We start from the raw sequence: 24,597 nt of genomic DNA on the forward strand, positions 1-24,597 counted from the left end.
TTGTTATAGAGACATTGGTAAAGAGATACCCATAAAGGCACACCAGAAGGCCAGCACAAGAGCTGTTTGAACAAACCAGCACTAATTTATGCAACATACTCGCAAGACACGGTCACATAGCAGGTTAAATTATCAATCGCCGACTGAATTTAACTCAAAGAATGCTGGTTATCTAACCATTATATCTTTTTTTAAGGGCATATTTGAGAGAGGTTTTGCTAAGAACTTTTCTCGTTCCATTACTTAAATTTACAACTCTGGAGACAATTGTGACTTTGTGTACCAAAAAAACCCCAAAAATTTGGAATATCATCAAGCAATTAAACATCAATAACTATGTATTTAAAATGTCGGCTCTGACAAGTAACCGCAGGTCCACATTAAATGATGCTTTAGTTTACACTTTGCATTACTGTGGATTGCTGTTTCGCCATTTGCGTGTGATTTATCGACATGTCTTATTAGTAACCCTAAACTTAGCTCTTCTCTGCGGATTATTATTGGCCCCCCCATCATTAGCACAAACAGAGATACCTTTAACAACATCAGATATTCGGACTTCTATCGGTCCTGTGGTTAAAGGGGGAGTATACAACTATGCACCTTCCGTGATGTTGGACGGGGTATATCGGATGTGGTGGTGTGGCTCCGATCGCACTCATCCCGGTGACCATATTTTCTATGCCGAATCTGCATCTCTTGACGGCCCTTTCCACGCACGTGGAAGCAGGGACCCCTACCAGATTGTTTTTTCCCCTAACAAGGAAGCAAACGCATTCGATAAAGTCCACACTTGCGATCCCTCTGTCATACGGGTTAACGGTACATATTATATGTATTATGGTGGGTGGGACAGCGTTCGCGTTGATGCTGAAGGTATAACAAAAATTGGCCTCGCAACAAGTACTGACGGAATTAACTGGACACGTGCAAATAACGGTAATCCGATAATCTTACCCGCCAACAAGAAGCTAGATGGAAATCCTTATGGAGCAGGGCAACCATCCGTGTCCTATCTCAATGGCATGTTTTACCTTATGTACACCGATACGACCGGGGAAAATTCCCTAGATAAAATTTACGGCGGCGGTGGACAATATGTCTTAAGATCTCCCGATCCAACCTTTCAAAGTGAAGTGGAAGAACTTACTCCGAATGGATTCGTCACAAAAACGGAAGAGAATCACACCGGATACCGTCAAAACTATTGGGTAAGCGTCGATATGCAGTTTTCTGATGCACTCAATGCATGGATCGTGGCCCACAATGATGGCTCCAGGCTATCTTTAAGCTTTTATCCTCCAGATTTCTCTACGAAAATCTACAACGACGTCCAATTAAGTACCTCTACTGTAGAAGGTCCCGGTATTGTATCAAGACCTGATAAGCACTCAGTTGTCTCAAGTACCGGACAGTGCCGTATACTACCAATGGATGTTATCAATGCGACTGCGCGTAATTTTCCTCGCATGTCGCCTACAAACTTGGCACATATTGGTATCGACGTCAGTGCTGAAATAAACTGTGAAAGTCTGCTTCCCAGTCAGATCGCGAACATCTACGAAGGTTATGGAATTAAAGCAGCCGGTTTACCTTTAACATTTGTTGTATCTGGAACGCGTTTTCAAGCTGAGTCAATTCGGTCAATTCAGTTCTTAACTAAGAACTTCGTTGAAGTTACACCCGAGATTTTCCATGCCATTCCATATGGCGCGTCATTAAAAGTCGGTGCACCCGTTATTGGTACAACTGGACAACCAGCCGCGTTTCTTCTTAATTCCGCTAAATGGCCAGTAAATGGAATAAAGATAATCAGAGATAATAAATCATCCATTAAGATGGTACCGTCATCTGAATACGATTCCTATCCAACAAAATACCCACTCTACCTAGTGAAATAGCCATTTCACTAGCTGAGTCAAGCACAGCAACTCCTTGATATGCAGAGTTTTCCATATTACATCATGGTCGTAGCTACATACTTAGAGTGTTTCGACCATCGTTTTTTTAATTCAACATAAAGCTACCCACTTTTGCAAAGTAGAATAGCCTGCTTCAACCCAATATAGTCAGCCGACGAGGCCAAGTCGCCTGACTATAATAATCGGCATTAAAAACGCCATTCATGTTGGCCCAAAGGCATTTTTCATCTTATTACTACCATCAACTGCCCCTTTATTTCCAACAATTAACCTAATTCAGGAATCAACATTCGAATAAAATTCGCCTGTTCAGGTGATATATCATCGTCGTTAGTTATGGCGTTCTTAACAAGTTCTAGATTAGTGTCATTAATAAAGTTTTCAGTGATCGAAATTCCTGCCACCAAATTTTTAACTTGATGATAGTGTGTACAAGGCGTGAAAACAATATCACCAGGATTCTGTATACAATGAATTCCTTGAGCCTGAATGAAATCGGGATATAAGACCAGATCAGGGTTAAAAGCATCAACTTTGCCATAACCTATTTTCATTGCCTCTTCCGGCCCATAAAATACCCACTCTTTTCGACCACTAATCACCGCATTCCAGGCATGAGTAGAAGCAATATCCAAATGCATACGAGAGCCGCTGTTTTTAGGCCCCATATAAATCCAGCGAAGTAATAATAATGCTGCTTCATTATGCAAAATATCGTCTGAAACACGTTGACGAATTAAGCAAGAAAAGTAGTCAGGGACCTCATAATCACTCACCAATTCTTTAAAATAGAGCGAAAATGGCCACGCAGAAGCATAATAAGGATCGGGTTCTTCCACATCTTTTATATAATCAATATAGTCACCAAGAGACATATATTTATTATCTTTATTATTTGATGATCGAAATACTTTTATCAGGTGATGACCAAATTTTTGCTGAAAATAGTCCCATGTCCACTTTGTTCTTGCTACCCACTGTTCAGCGCCTCCTCGAATAATAAAAGGGACTCTATTCATCATACAAGCAGATACATCCTCTATGGATGGCATGGTGAACTCTACGCATTTCTGATAACTAGAATTAGAAAAATCCATCATATTTATATCGTTCCAAAGAATAAATAGTATTTTCTATAACTGGCTGAAGCAGCCAGCCAGCTATAATGCTTATACCCGTTATCTTTCAAGTTGCCTCTTTGTTGGCTGCACTCACTCACCCCGGTCACATAGTTATCTATGCTCCCGGGGATTCGCTCCCTTGCCGTCGCAATGCATCTTGAAATCCATAGAGTATATGTTAAAAACATCAAAAAATTTCTTGTGAACCGGTGCCAAGCAATCTTAACTTAATGTTGGATAATCAATTCCGAAATAGTTGATTGATGAACTTCTTCTAACCAATAAGGCAACGGCAATAGCTGTTTATAATGAGAATAATATCTGCTCTGATCTGCAAAATGAGGCGAATCAATATCAGAAGATTGCGAATAAGTGAGTAACCCGCGCGCATTAGGCCCTTGTTGATCAAATGCCACCAACATTATCCAACTAGACCCATAACGAATATGATATCCCTGATCAGTTAGCTCCGATTCCAATACTTCACCACTCACCACATCATTACCCACAGTATAATGATGTTTAGGAAATAGGGTTTCATCCCCATCCCATGTCGCGATCATATTAAAGCCGCCTTCTTCTTGAAATAACCCCGGCCAACTCATGCGATTACCTGCCGGTTTACCGTCAGGTGCGGTACTTTCAATAAATTGAAATTTACTTACCGGAATATCTAAAGCCAGCCCCACATTCTTCACATTAGCAACCGCCCGTGCTAACAAGGTAACAAGCTCTTCACTTTGTTTTAATTGGCGTGGCGTTGTTGCCGGGTGGGCTATATCAAACGGTACGGCAAAATGTTCTTGCTGATCAATTAAAAACGCTAATTCACGGAATATAATCGCGCCCCGACTATCCGCATTAAATTCACCGTTCCATTGTGATAGCAATTGACATGCCTGCGTAATATCCACCTTCATGCCATTCTCCAGTTTAATTAATCGGCTAGGTGTTTTATCACATAGGTAAATCACATCTTTTAATATCAGTTCGGCTAAATATGAACGCTCAGAGAATAACGCCCGTTCTAACTCCATGAGAGAAAATCGCTTATTATCACCCGCCGCATCCTCTATTAGTTGCAACCCCATACGAGTTCTGAATGATAGTGGCTTCCGCTCGTTACCAAGAAGTGGAGAAAAACCTTCGAGCAAATGTTCCAGGTTCGTTGCCCAGTGAGAACCATTGGAATTTTGTACATAGGATGTTTCCACAAGCTGTGGGGTCTGATCATAACCCAAGGCTTCGGTAAAAATCATTGATGATGAGTTACCCGGTAAAATAGTCACGCCATACTTCTCACGTGCCGCCGCTAGGGTTTCGTTGTCATTCAATAATTGAATAGCTTCAAGAGGTAATGCCGGTACAGCTTTATCACCAATAAAAATACCAACACCTTCTTTACCAGTTAACAGCGTGTTATTAAAAGCCAAGCCATTAAAATCTTTATAAGATTGTTTTGCATCGGCAAGACTATCCGCTCGATTCAACGCCAACCAATGATCAATCATATCAAGATTGTAAAGATTGACATCTTTCACGACATAAAATTCAGACTCGGACCAGGCAAAGTCTTCATTTTCAATAATAGGCCCAATATCAGTATAAAAATGATCTTTCGTGACAGTTTCAATACCGCTATCGGTTTTGACGTCAATATGAATTGGTTTCGACATTACCGGTTTAATAACACCATCAATCACATAATTGAGCGGATTATTAGCAGCAGTTTGCATTTTATAAACAATGACATGTTCAGCCGATGAATAAGTGTGAGTCCAGGCAATATTGTGATTAAATCCAATATTAACAATACCCGGGAAACCAATTAAAGACGCTCCCATGACATCAATCTTTCCATTCATGACATGATGCACTTGCCAAAAACGCATGTTGCCTTCATAAGGAAAATGGGGGTTCGCCAATAACATGCTATTGACCTCTTCAACTTTGTCACGGCCTAATGCCCAACCATTCGAACCAATGGAATAACCATTATTCCTTGATGTCTGTGAAGCCAACTGTTTTTGATCATCTTTATTGGGATCAGCAGCATAATAATCAGCAAGAAATTGAGCAGAACCAGGAAATACCGCAATAGAAAACACATATGCCAGCACATCCTCACGTTGAATAGGCACTACCCACTCTTGATCTCGACAAGCTTTTGGTAAGGTATAACGCCCTTCCTTTACATGGGACAGGTAGGTATTATAACCTGCAACAAACCCATCAATAATTACCTGTGAATCAGTACTTAATTGCGGCCATTTCTCACGCGCCTGTTCCACCAAAGCTAAAGCTTTATAACCGAAGTCCTCAATTAAATTCAGTGAATCCCCCTGCTTATCTCTATCAGCACCAAAGAAACGCGCACGTTCTCCCCGAATGCGTACATAATGATCCGCCATGATGCATATATTATCTTGTGCCTGAGCATAGGCATTGCCAAAACTCAGGCTTCCCAAGTCTTGCGCATAAATATGTGGGACACCATAATGAGTACGAACAATTTTCGCTTCAAATGCTGTCGTCGTCTTTTCTGAATAACTTTTAAATCCGCCACAACTTATTGTCAACAAAATAGTTGACAGTAATGTGATTGTTTTAAATGATATTTTTTTAAATAATACTGTTTTAAATGATGTCATTTTTATTTTGCCCTTAAAGTGCCTGTATAAAAGCAATCTCTGGCTTTGAATTTTGATTCCAATATTAATGCTCTGAGTAACCAACGATCATAACCATCGTATCGAGGTTCATATTCGCTACGCGCATGAGCGACTTTACGGTTATCAAATAGCAACATTTCTCCAGGAGATAATATAAAAGCCTCTCTATTTTCATTAATACACTGATTCAACTTTTCCAACGCGGCTTCTGCCTTTGGTGTTAAACAACGCATATAAGCTGGATCAAATATCATTTCTGGCTCTTTATGTTGACTTAATATGGCAACACGACGGCGGCCACCAATATTCGACATAAAGGTCGGATCGACATCGATCTCAAAGTTTGGTTCTTGCAATTCAGCAATGGTTTCAGCATCCAAATGAATATTCTTTGTTTGAAATAAGTAGGTTTCGGCATTTTTGTCGCCACGCAAACAATATAAAGCAACCCAGTCTGCTTTTGCATCATGGAAACCATCTTCAACATGCCATTCCAAAAACTCTTTATTTGTGCCTAATTGCACATTCTTATATTGTTCCATTGGAAAAACATCATCGATAAAATTAAAGTTCTTTTTATTGACAAACGAATAAATATACCCAATTCGAGATAATATCGTTGATATCAAAGTACGAACACCCGCTACCTCAGAACTATTTGTTTGTTCATAAGATAAAGGCGTTAAGCCAAGATCATCAGGGACAGGCAATCCCTTTATCAATAAATAATTTTCATTTTCTAACGCTCGAAAATCAAATAGTTTTTTCTGTAAACGCACAGGCAAATTAAATGATTGATAAAAACATTTCCAATAAAAATATTCGAAATTATCAATGTCATATTTTAGAGAAGACTTTAAAAATGCCTGCTTTAAATATGTCTGTTCTGCTGAGTCAAGCTCAAAAATGAAGTCATCAAACTCCTGAATATCAGACACGATGCACTGCCCTTTTCTATTCATAATAGGCTGTCCTTTTAAACTGTGTTGCCAATAGCCAGCAACACATACCTAGAAAAATATACCCGTTATCTTTCAAGTTGCCTCTTTGTTGGCTGCACTATCTATGCTCCCGGGGATTCGCTCCCTTGCCGTCGCGATCCATCTTGAAATCCATAGGGTATAAACTAACCAAAAAGTTTACGAATACCGGTAATGATCAAAACCAGTGCTTCTCGTTCTGCAAATGATAAATTGGGATGCCAGATATCCATTAATAAACAAATTCTATGTTTATCTGAACGGTTATAAGCTTCATGCTGATAAGAGTAATCAAAAAGTAAACACTCACCTTCTTTCCAACATCTGGCTTCATTCGCAACGATGATCTCACAATTGCTAGCAGGAATATCGACCGCAAAATGTAAATTAAGGGTGAAATTCCATAAATCACAATGCGGTTTAATCACCGTACCCGGTTGCAACACCGAAAAATGAATTTCCAATAGAGGACAATGCCAATCCCGTAATTCATTATTAAAAATATGCCATGTAGCGGGCAAAATATTGGCAACGGCGTTATTAGGCTGACCATTTTTAAATAAATATAATGCTTTCCAATCTTTTTGAGTTCCCAAATAGTGCTCATAATCGGTGATATATTGAGACTCACCACTGATGACTGCGTTAATTTCCTGTTTTATTTTACCCGCATTATTCATCAATGAGGTGACTAACGGCTGCAATTGCGGAAACGAATTCGTATCCAACCACGGCGAGGTAGAAAGACCGGGCATGATATATTTGGCATCTGCTTGTAATGGCGCTCTTTGTTGTAGTAAAGGATAAAACATATCCTCTACTCTTTTTAAACAGTCACTCCCATATTTTTCTCTAATTCCAGCCAATTGATCTTCAAATAGTTCCAACATGATAACCTCCTGATATTTATGTTTTATACCCGTCATCTTTCAAGTTGCCTCTTTGTTGGCTGCACTCACTCACCCCGGTCACATAGTTCTCTATGCTCCCGGGGATTCGCTCCCTTGCCGCCGCGATGCATCTTGAAATCCATAGGGTATATTATGATTACATCTTAGCAATAGCGGGCTATAAAGCCGCATTTTCTACTTTATCGGGGTGTACATTGATTTCAATATTATCAACTAAACCATTATCCATCGTGATAACTCTGTCGGCGATATGAAAATATTTATCATCATGGCTAATAACAATGATAGTTTTTCCATCGCGCTTCATTTCAGGAAGTAATTCATGATAGAAAAATCTTCTATAATTAGGGTCCTGATCGGCTGCCCATTCGTCAAACAAATAAATAGGTGCATCTTCCATATAAGAGATAACCAGCGCTAAGCGCTTACGTTGACCATGAGAAAGCTTAGTTGTGGATAATTTTCCATCTTTAACCGTGACTTTTGCTGCTAAATCCAATTTTTTCAGATATTGACGAGTTAATTCATCATCGGCAAGTTCACCTTTTCGATTAATTACCGTATCAAATAGATAAAAATCCGAATGAATAACACTGTACATATTCAGATAATTCTCTCGGTTATCTTTATTAACCACCTTATCATCTATGAAAATATCACCTTCAGATTTATTCAATAAGCCAATCAACAATTTGGCAAAAGTTGACTTACCACTGCCATTACCGCCTTTAATAAGGATAATTTCGCCGCGCTGAATATCCAGATTAATCGGCCCAACAGAAAAACAGTTCCCTTCACCGGCATACTTAAAGCTAATGGAACGCAGGGAAATTCGAGACCACTCTTTAAATTCTTCTGTGTTGGTTAACCTTGGCTCCATTGATAAGTTTTCAGAAAACCTCAAGCGATCAATCTTACGCAGAGATATAAGCGCTTTTACTATAGTTTCCTGGGATGATAAAATAAAATCAACAGGCCCCAGTAAGAATGTCATTATAAAGATAAAGGTAAGAATATCGTTACTTTCCCCTATTCCCCACATAATATGTGAAAATAAAATAGCCCCAAGAACCAAGAATAATAGTACTTGACCCCAATTTTCATTCAGTTTCCAGAAAATTTCCGATCTAAGATCAGAATCATTAATCTTTTCTAATGATGGTAAAACACCTCGATTAAAAAACGATTTTTTTCGTCTTTCATTGTTATTCAGCTCTTTAACCCCATCCACCAGACTTTTAAACTGCTCATGAAGATTATCATAATCATCACGATATATATCATCATAAGCTTCGGCTTTACTGATGAAATAACACGAAACCAAAATTCCTAATGGGAGAATAACCAAGATGACCACAAAAAGACCAATCGATTTGAATGCCAAAAAACCCAAACATGCAATCACAGTAATCACATGATAAATAAACTGTGGCATAGTAGAAATAGCCCTAGAAATATCACTTACATCAGATGTTAAGCTGGCCTGAACTTTATGTCCTCCAATCCTATCCAAAATGGCATAAGGGGTATTCAAGATTCGTTTTACTAAGGCACTACGAACCTCAAAAATAATTTTCACACTTAACTTTGTCATTAAGTAATTAGCAAAAGAACTTACAATAAATAAACAAACCAGCCCACTGAAGAACTTAATTGTCCATGATAATAAGTCAACACTAATCTGTTCCAATGCATCATCGGTAATTAAGGATATTAGCCAAATACTAAAGAAAGCACTAAAAGCACCAACAATACTATTAAGAATAATTTTTAACCGATTGGCTTTAACCAAATCAGAGATCATCGAGATTAACTCCTAAATAAGATTTTACTATTGCCAGACTTTAACAACCTTCACTTTGCCATAAAGTGATATTCCACCCCCCCATAAAACCCTGGGCAATTTTTTTTGGCGTTAACCAAAGACAGTGCTGATAAATCGCATTATCACCATTAATTTGCAAAATAAAAACCTTATAGCCTTTGTCATAAATATCTGTTTTCAATCGCTGTAAAATTTTCTTAAGCTGATCATTAGAAAAACTATCATAGTTATAAATAACCACATGATTTTCATTGAACTGATAGTCATTTACATCACCCTGTATTACTTCAATATTCTTTTTTTTCTTTATAACATTAACATTTTGCTGTGCAATTAATGCTAGCGATTCAATAATCTCTACTCCGGTAATCTTACTAAAATTGTAATTGGATGCACATACAATAGTTCGCCCTTTCCCACACCCTAAATCGATAAATTGAAAGTCATGATACTCGATCGGCAGAGATATTAATGCCTTATGAATCACACTGTAATGAGCAGGCATAAAGTAAGTGCCATCGTAAGAATTGATATGACATTTATCGTCAAAAGCAATTCCATCAGTTTGAACACCTAAATATTGGTCTTGGCTATCTTGTTGATCAATCCAGTTAAAAATTTCATCAGGTTTCGTGATGCCAAAAATAATCCATAATAAGTGATATAGCTCTTCTCCTTGTTGTACCTGAATTTTATGATCTAATATCGCCTTAGCGATAGCGATTGCGGGTTCCTCGCTGGTTACGCACGCCATTAATAAATCCGCACTGATTTCAATCTCACTATAAAAATCATATTGTTCATACATTGCATCATCAGCGTTGAAATCAATATGTACACGGCCATCCGCTATTTCAATAAACCAACATCCGACCTGTGATATCCTCACTCGGTGATAATGATTGATGTCATTTACAGGCCGATAAATATCGGCCCGATATTGCACAATGTCGAGCAACTCCTGATAGGTTAAATTCGATTTTTTGAATGAAGGCTCTGGCCGGTAACGTTGTCGCAATATAGCCTCAGCCAGAGATTCAACAGAACCCGGTTTTAATACTGAATAATGATCACCACTTACCATGCCACAAATAATCGGTTGTGTGACATAATCTTGTAAGGATGCAATAATTTTCTCTTTTTCTGCCCGTAATTGTATGGAGCTTTCGCAATAAATGAATGTCATCTTGCCCTTTAACTTGGCTGATGGCACATAATTGCAAGTCATCATTGAGTAGCTTTTATAAACTTCAATAAAGCTTTCCAGGACTTCACCTTCAATGCCTTGAGCTAACTCGGCAGTCACTTCATCGATCTCCTCGCGGGTATAAGGCTGTTGCTCATAGGCGATCAGAAAACTATCAATCGCTATCAAGTCAACCATTTTCCCTTTACTTTCCAACAATAAAGCGATCTCGAAAGCAATACATGCCCCCACACAATCACCCACCAATCGATAATGCTGTTGTGGATAAGCTTGCAAAAGTAATGCCACATAACGTTCAGCCAATGTTTTGACTGTCACTGTTTTCCCTTCCAAGAATAGGGAAGTTGCGTCAAATACCTTGAGGCAGAAATCGTTTTTTATTTCTCGGGCTAAATCAATAAAAGATGATACTGGAGCAGCTGCGCCAGGAACCAAAAATAATGGCGTTCGGTCAGCGCCCAATGACACCAATTTAATGGCGTCATTGGGCACTAAAAAAGCAATAATTTCAGCTTTATTGGCAATCACTAAGTTTTTTAGTTCAGGGGTAAAAACACAACCTGACATGACTTTAAAACCTAATTTGCCGTGCTCAACAAATAACTGCACTCCCGCAGCCGAAGTTTGCCGAATAATATCAACGATTCGTATTATTCCACCTGATTTATCCGCGTCTATTTTTATCATCATAACCAGCCTTCTTCTGCCACAGCGTTATGTCCCTGATTGGCTTGTTCAACCTGTTGCAACTGCTTACGCTCAATTATCAGTGCCAGCATGGCTAGATCACCGGCCGTCATGATATCGGCAACGCTTACCGCTACAGCGAAAGTCTGTTGTATCTGATGCAAAAATCTCAACAAGGTTAAGGAATTCCCTCCCAACTCGATAAAAGACGCGGTTAACTTCACCATGCTTAACGGTAATTTCAGTGCATCGGCACACAGTTGTACCAATTGTTTTTCAATTTCAGTTTCTGCAACACGCTCTAACCCACTCTTAATACAAGGTTTTGGCTCAGGTAAGGCAGCAAAATTCACTTTACCATTAGCCGTGGTTGGTATAGCGGCTATCACGGCATATAGGGTTGGCACCATATATTCTGGTAATCGTGTTTTCAGTTGTTCTCTTATCAAGGGGATGACAACATCCGTTTCGGCACCCTCTGGCATCACTAGCCAAGCACATAGCTGTTTTTCGCCGGTTGCATCGACAGTCACTCGCACAATACTTGTCGCCACGTCATCAATCGCTGACAGTGCTGACTCTATTTCGCGGGTTTCGATACGAAAACCTCTGATCTTGACCTGATTATCAAGACGACCGACATAAACCAGTTCACCCTCGTTATTCCAATAAACACGATCACCGGTTTTATATAAGCGTACTGTTTGTTCCGGCAAAATAGCCATTTCAATAAACTGTGCCGCATTTTGCTCTGGGTTATTCACATAACCTAAGCTTAAAGCATCACCCGCAATGTAGAGTTCACCTATAACATCTGGCGGCGCCAATCCACCCTGAGAATCCAAAACATAGGTCTGACAATGCGCCAAAGGACGTCCTATCGGCACCACTGAGTTTGTTGAGGTATCGAGTTGTGTAACATCGATGGCGGTTGCCACAATGGTTGTTTCTGTCGGCCCATACGTGTTGAATAAACGGATCCTTCCGTCTGTTTTTTGTTGCCATAGCGCCAATAACTCCATTCGCATTGCTTCACCACCCACGATGCATATCTTCAAATGCTCAACCAGTTGTTCAACATCGTCGACAGTTAACTGATACGTCCACTCATGCCATAAGGCTGTGGGTACTGAAATCAGTGTGACTTTTTGTGCATCAATGATCTGACATAACTGTTTAACGCTATACGCTGTTTTATGGCTATCCAGAACCAGACGACCACCGGAAAATACCGATAACATTAATTCTTCGATAAAAATATCAAAACCAATGTTGGCAATTTGCAATACACAGGCAGAATTTGTCGGATAACAGCGTTGAACCGCCTCATAATAGCTCAGTAAATTGTGATGACTGATCTTAATGCCCTTAGGCGTACCCGTTGAACCCGAGGTATACATGATGTAAGCAACACGCTCTTGCGCTGATAATGCCACGTCTTGTGTCACAACCGCAGTATCAACCGATTCAATCTCATCAACCATAACAATACGCTGTTTATCAACAGGCAAAGTGTGGCTTTCAGAACGTTGTGAAACAATAAGCTGAATATCAGCATCATTAATAATATGGGCAATGCGTTCTGTTGGATAATCGGTTGCCAATGGCACAAACGTTGCGTTCGCCTTCAAAATAGCCAAGACACTAATCACCACCTCAGGACTACTTGATAAATAAATACCCACCGTATCATTTACCCCGATACCCCGCGCAGCAAGGAATGCCGCCAGCTTGTCAGCCGCTAACGCCAACTGAGCATAATTCATGCTTCCCCAAGGCCCTGACAAGGCCACTTCATCAGGTATCTGATGCACAACTCGGGCAAATAATTGCGTCAGAGATGGGCAATCATTAGCAATAGATGACGGATTATGGGCTAATTGTTGCAAGTGTTGGATTTGACCTGATGCCAGATAATCCGCATGCCCCAAGCGATGATGTTGTGAAACTAATATCGATTTTATTGCCGTTTCATAATAGGCTAATATTTGACCTGCCTGATGTGCTCCAAACACCGATTGTGTCAACGCTAATTGCAGAACCAGAAAACTATTAGCTGAACTATGATGGCAAACAAAATCATAACCATAGTCAACTCGTTCATATTCATGATCATAAGCCTGCTCAGGCTCAACATCTTGCGTTGTCTGTAACTCATCAGACACATGAAAATCGACATAGTTAAACAAAGCGCCAGAGTAATCACACTTGAATTCCTCTTGCATCATAGCAACCGGATAATGCCGATAAGGCCAGCTTGCAGCGCTATATTCGGTTAATTGCTGAATCAACGACGCCCAGGTTTGTTGATGAATATCGGCATTAACCGGCGGCGTATTTAAGAATAATCCAAGACAAGATTCAGCGCCTTCTACTTCAAGTCTCCCGTGGCTTACCACCGAACTGGTTATGGAATCAGTGCCATTGACTTTCGCCAATACATAAACATGTACCGCCAACAGCAATGTGCGCAACGGCACTTTTAAACGCGTCGCAAGTTGTTGCAAATCGTCATGTAAATAAGATAGCTCAAGACGAGTAGAATAATGTTGTGTTGACCCTTTTCCTGTCCAGTCAGGCAATACCGCAGCGTTGGCTATGTTCTGCCAATAGGCTTTGTGTTCAGGATCATCAATAGCAGCCAGTTCTTCAGCAATGTATTCACCGTAATGCGGTAAGTCAGCTCTTGGTGGAATAGAACCGCCAGACAACACCGATAAATAGTTCTCCATAAACTCAACTTTTAGGTTGGCAACACTCCAACCATCAAGAATGGCGTGTTGATGGGACAAAACCAGAGCAAATGTATTATTAGCATCAATAAATACATTAACTCGCCACATTAATTCATTTTCAACGAAAAAGTTGCTATTTTCCTGTTTCAAACAGTGATCTAATTGATGCTCAAATTCCTGCACGGAAAGGTGGCGACAATCATTAAGCGTAACCGGCAAAGCAATCGTTTTATGAATATATTGCAATGCTCTTCCTAATTCGAAGTTGTATGTCGCACGCAATAACTCATGGCGCTGTACTATGGCATTAAATGCCTGACGAAACGCTTGTTCACTCCATACAGCATTAATCGAGTAATGTTCTACAATGTGGTAACTTTCATCTTTTAGCTGATGATAAATAGACCCCATTTGCAAACTCGACAATGAATATGCATCATCCAATGCGGATGGCTCCTTTAATGCCGCCCGTTCGTCATCTGTGAGTAATGAAAAAGCGTGATAAGCATCTTTAGAAGAGACATTTTTGTTGTTTAAATCAGGTAACTGCTGCGTTATTTCATGAATACTTTGATAGGCCAAAATATCTTTTACATTGAGTGCCAACCCCGCCTGTTTAGCCATTGCAACAACACGCACAATTAATATTGAGTCACCACCCAAAGCAAAGAAATTATCGTAACGGCTCACTTTCTCCTGCTTCAAAACAACTGCAAAAATAGACGCTAATGTTCTTTCAACGTCATTTTGTGGCGCAACATATTCAGTACTGGTAAAAGCACTGGCTTCTGGTGCAGGTAGTTTTTCTTTATCCACTTTTCCGGTAATACTCACCGGGAAAGCATCCAGACACACAAATGCACTGGGGATCATGTAATGAGGTAATTGATGCCGTAGCTGTTCTCTGATCTGTTCAATCAATAACGGTTGTGGCGTTTGCAGATAAGCAATAATTTGTTTATTACCCTGCTCAATTTCCCGCACCACGGCAATAGCATTCTGCACATCAGGCAATGCACGAAGCTTGGCATCAATTTCAGCCAGTTCAATACGAAATCCACGCAGTTTTATTTGATCATCATTACGCCCTAAAAACGCCAACGTTCCATCAGATTTTAATCTAGCTTGATCACCTGTGTGATAAATGTAACCACAACGACCAGAAAGGTTGTCTTTAACAAATTTTTGTTGCGTTAATTCGCTATTGCGGTTGTAACCTCTTGCCAAACCAGGGCCGCCTACCGCAATTTCACCCACCACTCCCACAGGCACAGGTTCGCCATAAGCATCAAGGATATAAATGTGGGTGTTGGCAAACGGCGTACCAATGGGAACATAGGCATCATCAGGCAAAGAGAGATGGGTCACATCACCGTAACTGGCATCAATCACTGATTCTGTTTGTCCATAAATATTGAAACAACGGGCATCGGTATGCATCAGTTTTTGCAAACGGTTCAAATCACGACCATACCAAGCTTCGGAACCCACTAATATATGGCGCAGTGAATTCAATCGGACCCTGTTTTGTTCAGCATAATCGAGTAAATTTCTCAGAATGACCGGCACAAAGTCACCAAACGTCACTTGTTGTTGTTCGATAAGCTGATACAAAGCCTCTGTGGTAATTAAATCTGACTTGCGGCAAATCACCAAGCGACCACCGGTGGTCAGACTTTTAACGATGTCTCCCAGAAAAATATCCACAGCCAAACCCGCCATTTGTAATACGGTTGGCGGCTTCTGGAATAAACCAAATACCGCATCCCAACCATACAAACGCGCAATCATCGCCGTGTGCTCAACCATCACGCCCTTGGGATGACCCGTTGTTCCTGAGGTGTAAGTCATGTAAGCCAAATTGGTCGCGGTTGAATGACTCTGCGTCGCCGCAATATTGGTCTCAATCCGTGACTGGTTTAATATTTCATCCAATCTCCAGACGTTGTACGCCGAAGCCACCTCAGTAGGCAAACGCTGAATATCATCAATCACAACTAATGGCGCACCGCTATCTTGAAGAATGTATTCAATCCGCTGCAATGGCTGATCAGCATCAAATGGCACATAGGCTAAACCCGCCTTCAAGATGCCAAGTACGGTAATCACCGAGGCCGCAGTTCGCTCCATACAAACCGCAATAAAGGAATCCGAGGTATAACCTTTGCCCAACAAAAAGTGAGCGACCTGATTCGCTTGAGCATTCACTTGCCGGTAAGTGAGATGAAGCTCGCCGTCAATAACCGCTATTTGTTCTGGACTCCGTTCCATTTGTTCTTCAAACAATTGATGAATGCACTTATCAGCCGGATAAGGCTGCCAATTGTCATTAATATCGACCAACAGATATTGTCTTTCCTGCTCAGTTAACACCGGCAGTTTAGTCAAAGGAGCCGTTTGATATTGCTCACTCACTAATGCAGACAATAAAGTCAGGAACCGTTGGCTGAATCGGGTTATTGTCGACCGTTCGAATAGCTCACAGTTGTATTCAAAACTAAAATCAAGAGTGTCCTCACTTTCACTGGCATCTAAGGTCAAATCGAACTGAGCCGTGACATGTTCGCTATCAAGGTACTCAAATTCGACGTCGCTCAATTGCAATACCTTGGATTCATTGGTATCCATCGAGAATACAATTTGGAATAGCGGCGAATAACTTGTACTCCGCTCCGGCTGCATTTTTTCAACCAACAATTCAAACGGCAGTAACTGATACGCTTGAGCATCAATATTAACCTGGCGAATATGTGACAAATATTCAGCAAAAGTGAGATCGGCTTGGTATTGGGTGCGCAGCACTAGCATATTGACGAAAAAGCCGATAAGCGGCTCAACTTCCGCCTGCAAACGATTCGCAACCGGCGTCCCGATGACAATATCCTTGCTTTGTCCATGACGGGCAAGTAACAGGGTAAATGCAGCATGCAATACCACAAACAAGCTCGTATTATGTTGACCGGCAAGCGATTTAAGCCCAATCAAAAGAGACTTATCAGCACTAAATTCAAATAGCCCACCACGGCTGCCAAGTTGTAATGGACGCGGGTAATCCAGCGGTAAGTCATGTACCGGAGGCAATTCATGAAGCTGAGTTAGCCAGTAGTTAAGCTCCGTTTGTAACGTTTCACCCTGTAGTTGTTGCCGTTGCCAGACAGCATAATCTTTATATTGAATGGGTAGCGATGGCAAAGCCGGTTGCTGACTGCCCTCAAGCAGTTGGCTGTATATGTCGACAAATTCATCAGCAAGCACTTTGATTGACCAACCATCTGATGCAATATGGTGCATGTTGAAGACCATAACACATTGATCTTCGGCTATCTTCAGATAGGCCGCTCGCAGCATGACATCGTTAGCTAAATCAAATGCCTGCTCCGCGTGCTGCTGAATAAATTCTTGCACCTGCTGCTGACAACTTTTTTCTCTAAGGCTTTGATAGTCAATCCGGTCGATCTTCACGGTTACCTTATCCAACACTTCCTGCCATGCACCGGCGGTATCATGCCGATAGACAGTTCGCAGCACCTGATGGCGTTGGACAATCATGTTTATCGCACGTTCAGCGATAGCGAGATTGAAATCCCCTTTGACGGTTAATGCCAGCGGCATATTATATTGAGGCGTTTGCCCATCTAACTGATCAATAAACCAAAGCCGTTGTTGAGCAAACGACAATGGAAGCCGCGCCATTTCAACTCTCGCCATTTCAACTCGTGCCATTTCAACTCGTGCCATTTCAACTCGTGCCATTTCAACTACAGGCGTAATTGGCGCTAGCGCTGCATTGCCGCTAGTGACTGTCTGTTGTTCTGCGATCAATTGTGCAAATTCAGCCAAGGTTTGGCTTTCGAAGACTGCACGAACAGAGATCTGTACGGCTAAGGTTTTCTGGATTTCCGATACCAACTTAATCGCCAACAGGGAATGTCCCCCTAGCTTGAAAAAGTTATCGGTACGACTCACTTTAGGATGGCCTAACAACTGCTGCCACATACCAGCCAGTTGTTCTTCCAGTTCCCCCTGCGGGAAACAGTAGTTTTCTGGTAATGACTCTTGTGTCTCTACACTCAGTAACGCTTTGTAGTCAACTTTACCGTTTACCGTCATTGGAATGCTGGTTAGCGAAATAAAGGCATTAGGGACCATATATTCCGGCAAGGTTTGGCTGATTTGTTCCTTCAACGCCACTGGCTCCAACGGCGCATCAGCAACGTAATATGCAACCAGTTGTTTATTGCCGTTAAGCTCATCAACCGTAACAACTGCCTGCCTTACCCCATCAATCGTAATAAGTTGATTCTCAATCTCACCTGGCTCAATACGGAAACCTCGAATTTTTATCTGACTATCCTTGCGCCCAATATATTCAATCTCACCATGAACATTAAACCTCACTAGATCGCCGGTTCGGTAAAGCCGCTCAACCTCACCGTCGAAAAAAGCAACCTGAATAAAACTTTTCTGCTGCTCCTCAGGTCTGTTTAAGTAACCGCGGGAAACGCCTTTACCGCCAACAACTAATTCACCAATGACGCCTTGTGGCACCAAATTCAAACGCTCATCAACAATATAGGCTTTAACATGACCACATACCTTGCCAATGGGAACCGATTGCTCAATCTGCAACGCAGATTCAATCAAGTAGTAACTCGCCAAGACTGTTGTTTCGGTCGGCCCATAGGTATTCATCACCGGAGGACGGTTTGCTGATGCGAACCAATGTCTGACAATTTCAGCATTAATTGCTTCACCGCCAACGATAACCAACCGTAGTGTGTCAGTCACCAAAGCGTCGCCACTACTCACCTGATGCCAAAAGGCGGTGGGTAAGCTCATTACAGTGATGTTGTGCTGACTACACTGTTGCCAAAATAGGTCAGCGCTGTCGAGCCAATCATCGTTCCTCAATACCAGAGTGGCCCCTGCACTTAGGGTGACAAAACACTCTTCAATGGAAATATCAAATGCAAATGAGGAGAACTGTAATATATTGTCGTCAGGTTTAACGGCATACATTGCCAATGCTGCCGCAACAAAATGGCTCAACTGCGTATGCTCTACCATGACCCCTTTAGGTTTGCCCGTCGATCCGGAGGTATACATGACGTAGGCAAGTTGATTCAAACTATGGTTGACATCTGGATTATCCGATGCAGCCCCTGAAAACTGTTCCATTTCCGCGGTTAACCGCTCAACAATGACATTCAGTTCAGCAAACTTGTCTGCATATGTGTTGTTGGTCAACACGACCGCCGGCCGGCAATCCGCAATAATGTGATTAATTCGGGATTGAGGGTTGTCAACGTCAATGGGGGTGTAAGCGGCACCTGCTTTCAGTACAGCCAATATACTGACAATCATCTCAGGAGAACGCGGTAAACATAACGCGACAATATTGCCCGGCCCAACCCCCTTTTCGATTAGGTGATGCGCCAATCGGTTAGCCCGCTGGTTTAACTCGCGATATGTCAGGGTTTGCTTTTCTCCTGCAACCTGCCATACCAAAGCAGTAGCATCAGATTTTTGTGCTGCCTGACGTTCAAACCGGCATTGCACAGATTCTGTCGTTGTTGCGATAGAAGACGGTATCGCCAATTGTTGACCTAAACGGCGCTTCTCGTCTTCATCTAACAACGCTAAAGAGTCTAATGTTTTATAAGGATTTTCGGCGATATCAATCAACAAGACTTCAAATGATTTGAGTAACCTTGCAATCGTGTGTTCATGGAATAGGCTACTGTTGTATACCACTTCAAACAGAATCGTGTCACTGTCATCAATCGCATCGAGTTCCAAATCAAATTTAGAGAATGATTCACCCGAAGATACCGGCGTAAACACTACGTCATCCAGTCGCGATTCACTGGCCTCAGTCGTATCCATTGTGAACATGAACTGGAATATAGGTGAATAAGCGATGTTCCGACTCACCGCCAATTTCTCCACGAGAACATCAAACGGCAAATCCTGATTCATTTGTGCTTCAATGTTGACTTGCTTTACATGCTGCATAAACTGCATGAAATCAACTTTGCCCTGATATTCGGTTCTCAGCACCAGCGTATTGACAAACAACCCAATCAGTGGCTGCAACTCTTTTTGTTTACGGTTGGTGGCCGGCGTACCAATGACAATATCCGTTTGCTGGCTATAGCGAGCAATAAATACTGAGAATGCAGCGTGCAATAACATAAACAGGGTCGCACCGGCATTGCCTGCATGCTTACGCAACATTGCCGAAGATTGCCGATCCAATCGGAATCGCACCTTAACACCATAGTTGGTCTGTTTTACCGGCCGCTGAAAATCTAATGGAAATTGGTGAACTTGCGGTATATCCGCTAATTTTTGTTGCCAATAATCAAGTTGCGCATCAAACACCCCATCAGCAATCCATGACTGCTGAGTATAAGCATAATCTGCATATTGTACGGGCAATACCGACAAGGATTCCGGCAGATTTTGCTTAATCGCTTGATAATGAGCGACAAATTCTTCCATCAATAGAGAGAAAGATAATCCGTCTCCCGCAATATGGTGCAAATTGATGATAAGGAATTGCCGTTGAATATCAGTGGTAAAAAAGTCGATCCGGACCATTAGATCTTTCTGTAAGTCAAACTGAGCAGAAACATACTGATAAAGTATCGCTTTCATCTCGGCAGGTTCACATGTCAAATGCCGAACATTGATTTTTGCCTTAACATCTGACTGAATCTCTTGCCATACTTCGCCCTGTTCTTCTCGGTAAACTGAGCGCAACACTTCATGGCGTTCGACAATTCGTTGCATGACTTTTTCAGCAATCGTTAAATCGAACGCGCCACTCACTTCCAACACCGTCGCCATATTGTAATGTTCGCTGCTGCCAAAGAGCTGGTCGATGAACCACAAGCGTTGTTGTGCAAAAGAAAGAGGTAATCGAGTCAGCCCTCTGTCGACACTCTTGATCGGTAATGGATTTAATTGTTGCCCTTGCAGATACGCAATAATTTCTACCTTATGCGCTCTCAACTCAGTCAGCATATCTTGCGATACCGCGCCTTTAGGCGCGTTTAACTTAAGCGAATCAGATTCAAGGTATACCATAATGTCTTGCTGTTTTAAGTCAGCTAAAAATGCGGCGATATTCACAGTTCAACGACCTCCCTTTCTTCCCCACTCTGTTTCTGCTGTTCGGCAAGCTGCTGCTCAACATACTGTGCTAAAGCAAACAGCGTGTCATAGACGTAAAAATCCTTCACGGACAGTTCGATCTTCAATTCTTCGCTGATGGCACTGCCGAGTTTGACAAATTGCAGTGAGTGAATACCGAGCTGTACAAACCGGGTCCCAATATTGATTGGTGTCAACCCAAGCTCCCGATGGAACAATCTAGCTAACTGCTTTTCAGTTGCCGTTTCTGGTGATGTAAAAGGCTCCTTAGCGATATTTTCCATGCTTGGCGCAGGCAGGGCTTTACGATCAACTTTGCCATTCTCAGTCAATGGCATTTCCGGCAATAACACATAGAAGCTAGGCCACATAAACTCCGGCAAGATGCGCTCGACTTTATCGCGCTGTGCGCGTATGTCGAGCATCGACGGAGCCACCAAATAAGCCACCAAGGATTGCCGCAGCTTGTCATCCTGTCTCACACAAACCACAGCATCCGCTACATCAAAATTAGCGCGGATACAGTTCTCAATTTCACCCAATTCGAGACGAAAACCGCGCAATTTCACTTGAAAATCATTTCGGCCAATGTAAGCAATTTCGCCTGATGGCAACACTTTCACTAAATCACCGGTGCGATATAGCCGTTCGCGGTTACCTTTAGAGTCCACATGATCAATAAAACGTTCAGCCGTCAGTTCTGGACGGTTCAAATACCCTTTTGCTAGTCCGACACCACCAACATGCAGTTCTCCAACTACACCAACCGGACATTGGGAGCGATCTTTTGCCAACACATAAAGTGACACATGGGGAGCGGGACGACCAATTGTGACTGGCTCAGTCGCCTTTTCAAAGAGTTTCAACGAAGACCATACCGTGGTTTCCGTTGGCCCATATTCGTTGACAAGCGTTGCCTGAGGCTGATATTGGAAATGTTTTGTCTTTACGTTGTCCGACAAATTTTCACCGGCGCAAATCACCTTACGTAGTGAATGTCCTGCAAGGTAATCAAGAATGGCATCGTAGAAACTGGGAATAAAAAGAGCGTGGCTAATTTGTTGACTGTCTATAATCTTCGCCACATGCGATGCATCTTTCGCATCCTGAGGGGCCATTAAATGCAACGTTGCGCCGCTGCCAAGCCCCCAATATATAGCCGGAACCGATGAATCGAAAGCAAATGATGAAACCAGTAAAAATTTCTCCGGCACTATCGAGTATGAATTAAACCGCCCAACAGTGGATGCGCTCAACGCCCCATGCTGGATCATCACCCCTTTAGGATTACCCGTCGAACCCGAGGTATAAATGACATAGGCGAGGGACTCCGCTGTCACACTTGAAGTCAACAACGGTTCAGTACGGGACTGGGCGGCAATTTCAGTATCATCAAGCAAGATAGTGCAAACGCGACCCGTTGGTAAATCGACCTTATCGATACTCTTGTTATCGACGATAACCAAACCAACATTGCTGTCAGCCAAGATAAAATTTAACCGCGCCACAGAATAAGTGGGGTCCAATGGCAAATAAGCACACCCTGCTTTCAATATCGCTAGCATGCTGACAACAAAGTCAATGCCAGGTGCCATCAAAATCGCAACCAACGGGTTGTTGTCGGCGCCTTTAGTCAATAATAATTGGGCGATCTGATTAGCCCTTGCATCAAGTTCAGCAAAACTGAGGCTTTGATCCTGATAGCAAATTGCCACTCGCTCAGGATACTCAGCCGCCCGCTGTTGAATAAGCCGATGCACAAAAGGTTGCTCCTCAGGCAGTTGCCAAGCTGATTGATGAGATTTGTCCAACACAGCTTGTTCCTGCTCACTGACGATCGCCAATTGATTAATTGGCCTATCACCATTGAGCGCAATGTGCGCTAACAACAACTGCATATTTTCGGCAAAACGGGCGATTGTGTCTGGATTAAAGAGCCCTTGATTAAACTCAAAAATCAGCGACAGTTCATCCTTATCTTCTGCTGCGGTTAAGGTCAAATCAAACTGCGTTTGTCCCCTTTGCTCCATAACCTCTTCAAATTCAACATCAGCAAGTTCTAGCTGTTGAGATTCATAATTTTGCATTGAGAAAAGCACTTGGAATAAGGGAGTAAACGCAGTGCTTTGTTCAGCTAACAACTTCTCAACCAATAATTCGAATGGAATGGCTTGATTGCTCTGTGCATCAAGGTGCACCTGCCTTGCACTCTTCAACAACTCATTGAATGTCAGCGTCGATGTACAATCCAAACGCAATACGAGCGTATTGAGGAAACAGCCAATTAGCGACTCCAGCTTCTGTACCGGTCGACTTGTAATAGGTGTCCCAATAACCACATCCGGGTTATCACTGTAGCGAGCCAGCATCACCGCAAAAGCGGTATGCAACAGCATGAATAACGTGGCATTTGAATCCACAGCTAATCGCTTAAGTTTACTCACCGTCTCCATGGGTATCTTTTGCGTGTGCATTGCGCTACGCATATCCAATTTTTGAGGGCGAGCATAATCCAACGGCAATTCATGAACCAATGGCAAGTTGGCTAGCTGTTGTTGCCAATATTGCAACTGCTCGTCAAACATTTGCTGAGTTTCAGCTTGATTCTGCCAGTAGGCATAGTCCGAGTATTGCAGTTCAAGCTCAGTCAACAAAGCAGGTTTACCATGAACAACTTGCTGATAAAGAAGGGTAAATTCATCAACTAATATCGCCAAAGACCAACCATCAGCAGCAATATGGTGCAAATCAAAAAACAATACGCCGGCCAACGGTTTATCAGATGTATCTGATTTTAGATCAGATGCCAGATAAGCCACTCTTAGCGGCAAATCCCTACTTAAATCAAATAATCTCTGTTTCTGCCCCTCCAGCCAATCCTCTATGTGTTGCTGTTGGTCAACATCATCGGCAAGGGTGTCTTTGTCTATCTGGAAAACATAGTCGCCCAACACGACTTGTTCGAGCATGCCCTGCGATTCCTGATAAACAGTTCGTAAAATTTCATGTCGCTTAAGAATGGCATCTATCGCCTGGCTTGCGGCTTCCAAGGAAAATTGACCATATAAATTGAACGCGGTTGAAATCTTATACTGACGTTCAACAGTAGAAACCTGTTCAACCAGCCAAAAACGGCGCTGTGCAAAGGATAACGGTGCCTTGGTAAGGTGCCGACGTTGTAATAACGAAAACTTCTGTTGCCCCCCTACTTCTGCATGAGAGAGAAAATCAATAATTGCTTGTTTGTTTTGTTTAATAAATTTTCCCTGTTCAGGTGTGATGGCACCCGGAGCAGACTGAGATTTTAGCGTCCCATTTTCAACAAAAAGACGAACTTCCTGCTCGGACAATCTATCAATAAAGCCTTTTAGGTTCATAA

General features: G+C 42.0%; 9 protein-coding genes. 1 reads left to right on the forward strand and 8 read right to left on the reverse strand.

The window, feature by feature from the left end:
* The first annotated feature begins 269 nt into the window (after positions 1–269).
* Positions 270–1,901, forward strand: a complete 1,632-nt coding sequence (locus tag AACQ83_RS05040) for a family 43 glycosylhydrolase (protein ID WP_112876694.1) — start codon at positions 270–272, stop codon at positions 1,899–1,901.
* A gap of 287 nt (positions 1,902–2,188) precedes the next feature.
* Here AACQ83_RS05040 and AACQ83_RS05045 read toward each other — a convergent pair whose 3' ends face one another.
* The 8 genes from AACQ83_RS05045 to AACQ83_RS05080 all read right to left on the reverse strand — a co-directional run bounded on the left by AACQ83_RS05045 (position 2,189) and on the right by AACQ83_RS05080 (position 24,595).
* Complete coding sequence (locus AACQ83_RS05045) at positions 2,189–2,974, reverse strand: cupin-like domain-containing protein (protein ID WP_112876773.1); 786 nt, start codon at positions 2,972–2,974, stop codon at positions 2,189–2,191.
* Positions 2,975–3,270: 296 nt separating this feature from the next.
* On the reverse strand, positions 3,271–5,694 hold the full coding sequence (locus AACQ83_RS05050) for an acylase (RefSeq protein ID WP_112876695.1): 2,424 nt from the start codon (positions 5,692–5,694) through the stop codon (positions 3,271–3,273).
* A 2-nt stretch (positions 5,695–5,696) separates the two neighbouring features.
* Positions 5,697–6,677, reverse strand: coding sequence for a TauD/TfdA family dioxygenase (locus AACQ83_RS05055; protein WP_192880988.1), 981 nt, complete (start codon positions 6,675–6,677; stop codon positions 5,697–5,699).
* A 164-nt stretch (positions 6,678–6,841) separates the two neighbouring features.
* Complete coding sequence (locus AACQ83_RS05060; protein ID WP_112876696.1) at positions 6,842–7,585, reverse strand: aspartyl/asparaginyl beta-hydroxylase domain-containing protein; 744 nt, start codon at positions 7,583–7,585, stop codon at positions 6,842–6,844.
* Between the two features lie 178 nt (positions 7,586–7,763).
* Complete coding sequence (locus AACQ83_RS05065) at positions 7,764–9,410, reverse strand: cyclic peptide export ABC transporter (RefSeq protein ID WP_112876697.1); 1,647 nt, start codon at positions 9,408–9,410, stop codon at positions 7,764–7,766.
* Between the two features lie 40 nt (positions 9,411–9,450).
* Positions 9,451–11,328, reverse strand: a complete 1,878-nt coding sequence (locus AACQ83_RS05070; RefSeq protein WP_112876698.1) for a thioesterase domain-containing protein — start codon at positions 11,326–11,328, stop codon at positions 9,451–9,453.
* Positions 11,325–21,197 (reverse strand): non-ribosomal peptide synthetase, encoded by a 9,873-nt coding sequence (locus AACQ83_RS05075; protein WP_112876699.1) that lies wholly within the window; start codon positions 21,195–21,197, stop codon positions 11,325–11,327. The genes AACQ83_RS05070 and AACQ83_RS05075 overlap by 4 nt, the downstream gene beginning before the upstream one ends.
* Positions 21,194–24,595, reverse strand: a complete 3,402-nt coding sequence (locus AACQ83_RS05080; RefSeq protein ID WP_240000701.1) for a non-ribosomal peptide synthetase — start codon at positions 24,593–24,595, stop codon at positions 21,194–21,196. Before AACQ83_RS05080 ends, AACQ83_RS05075 begins: the two co-directional genes overlap by 4 nt.
* Between the last annotated feature and the right edge of the window lie 2 nt (positions 24,596–24,597).

It is taken from the genome of Photorhabdus sp. S10-54, from assembly GCF_963878145.1.
Classification (GTDB): Bacteria; Pseudomonadota; Gammaproteobacteria; order Enterobacterales; family Enterobacteriaceae; genus Photorhabdus; species Photorhabdus kayaii.

Coding starts and splice junctions, on each gene's coding strand:
- AACQ83_RS05065 (WP_112876697.1), bottom strand. CDS start 9,410: ATGATCTCTGATTTGGTTAAAGCCAATCGGTTAAAAATTATTCTTAAT.
- AACQ83_RS05080 (WP_240000701.1), bottom strand. CDS start 24,595: ATGAACCTAAAAGGCTTTATTGATAGATTGTCCGAGCAGGAAGTTCGT.
- AACQ83_RS05055 (WP_192880988.1), bottom strand. CDS start 6,677: ATGAATAGAAAAGGGCAGTGCATCGTGTCTGATATTCAGGAGTTTGAT.
- AACQ83_RS05050 (WP_112876695.1), bottom strand. CDS start 5,694: ATGACATCATTTAAAACAGTATTATTTAAAAAAATATCATTTAAAACA.
- AACQ83_RS05060 (WP_112876696.1), bottom strand. CDS start 7,585: ATGTTGGAACTATTTGAAGATCAATTGGCTGGAATTAGAGAAAAATAT.
- AACQ83_RS05070 (WP_112876698.1), bottom strand. CDS start 11,328: ATGATGATAAAAATAGACGCGGATAAATCAGGTGGAATAATACGAATC.
- AACQ83_RS05045 (WP_112876773.1), bottom strand. CDS start 2,974: ATGCCATCCATAGAGGATGTATCTGCTTGTATGATGAATAGAGTCCCT.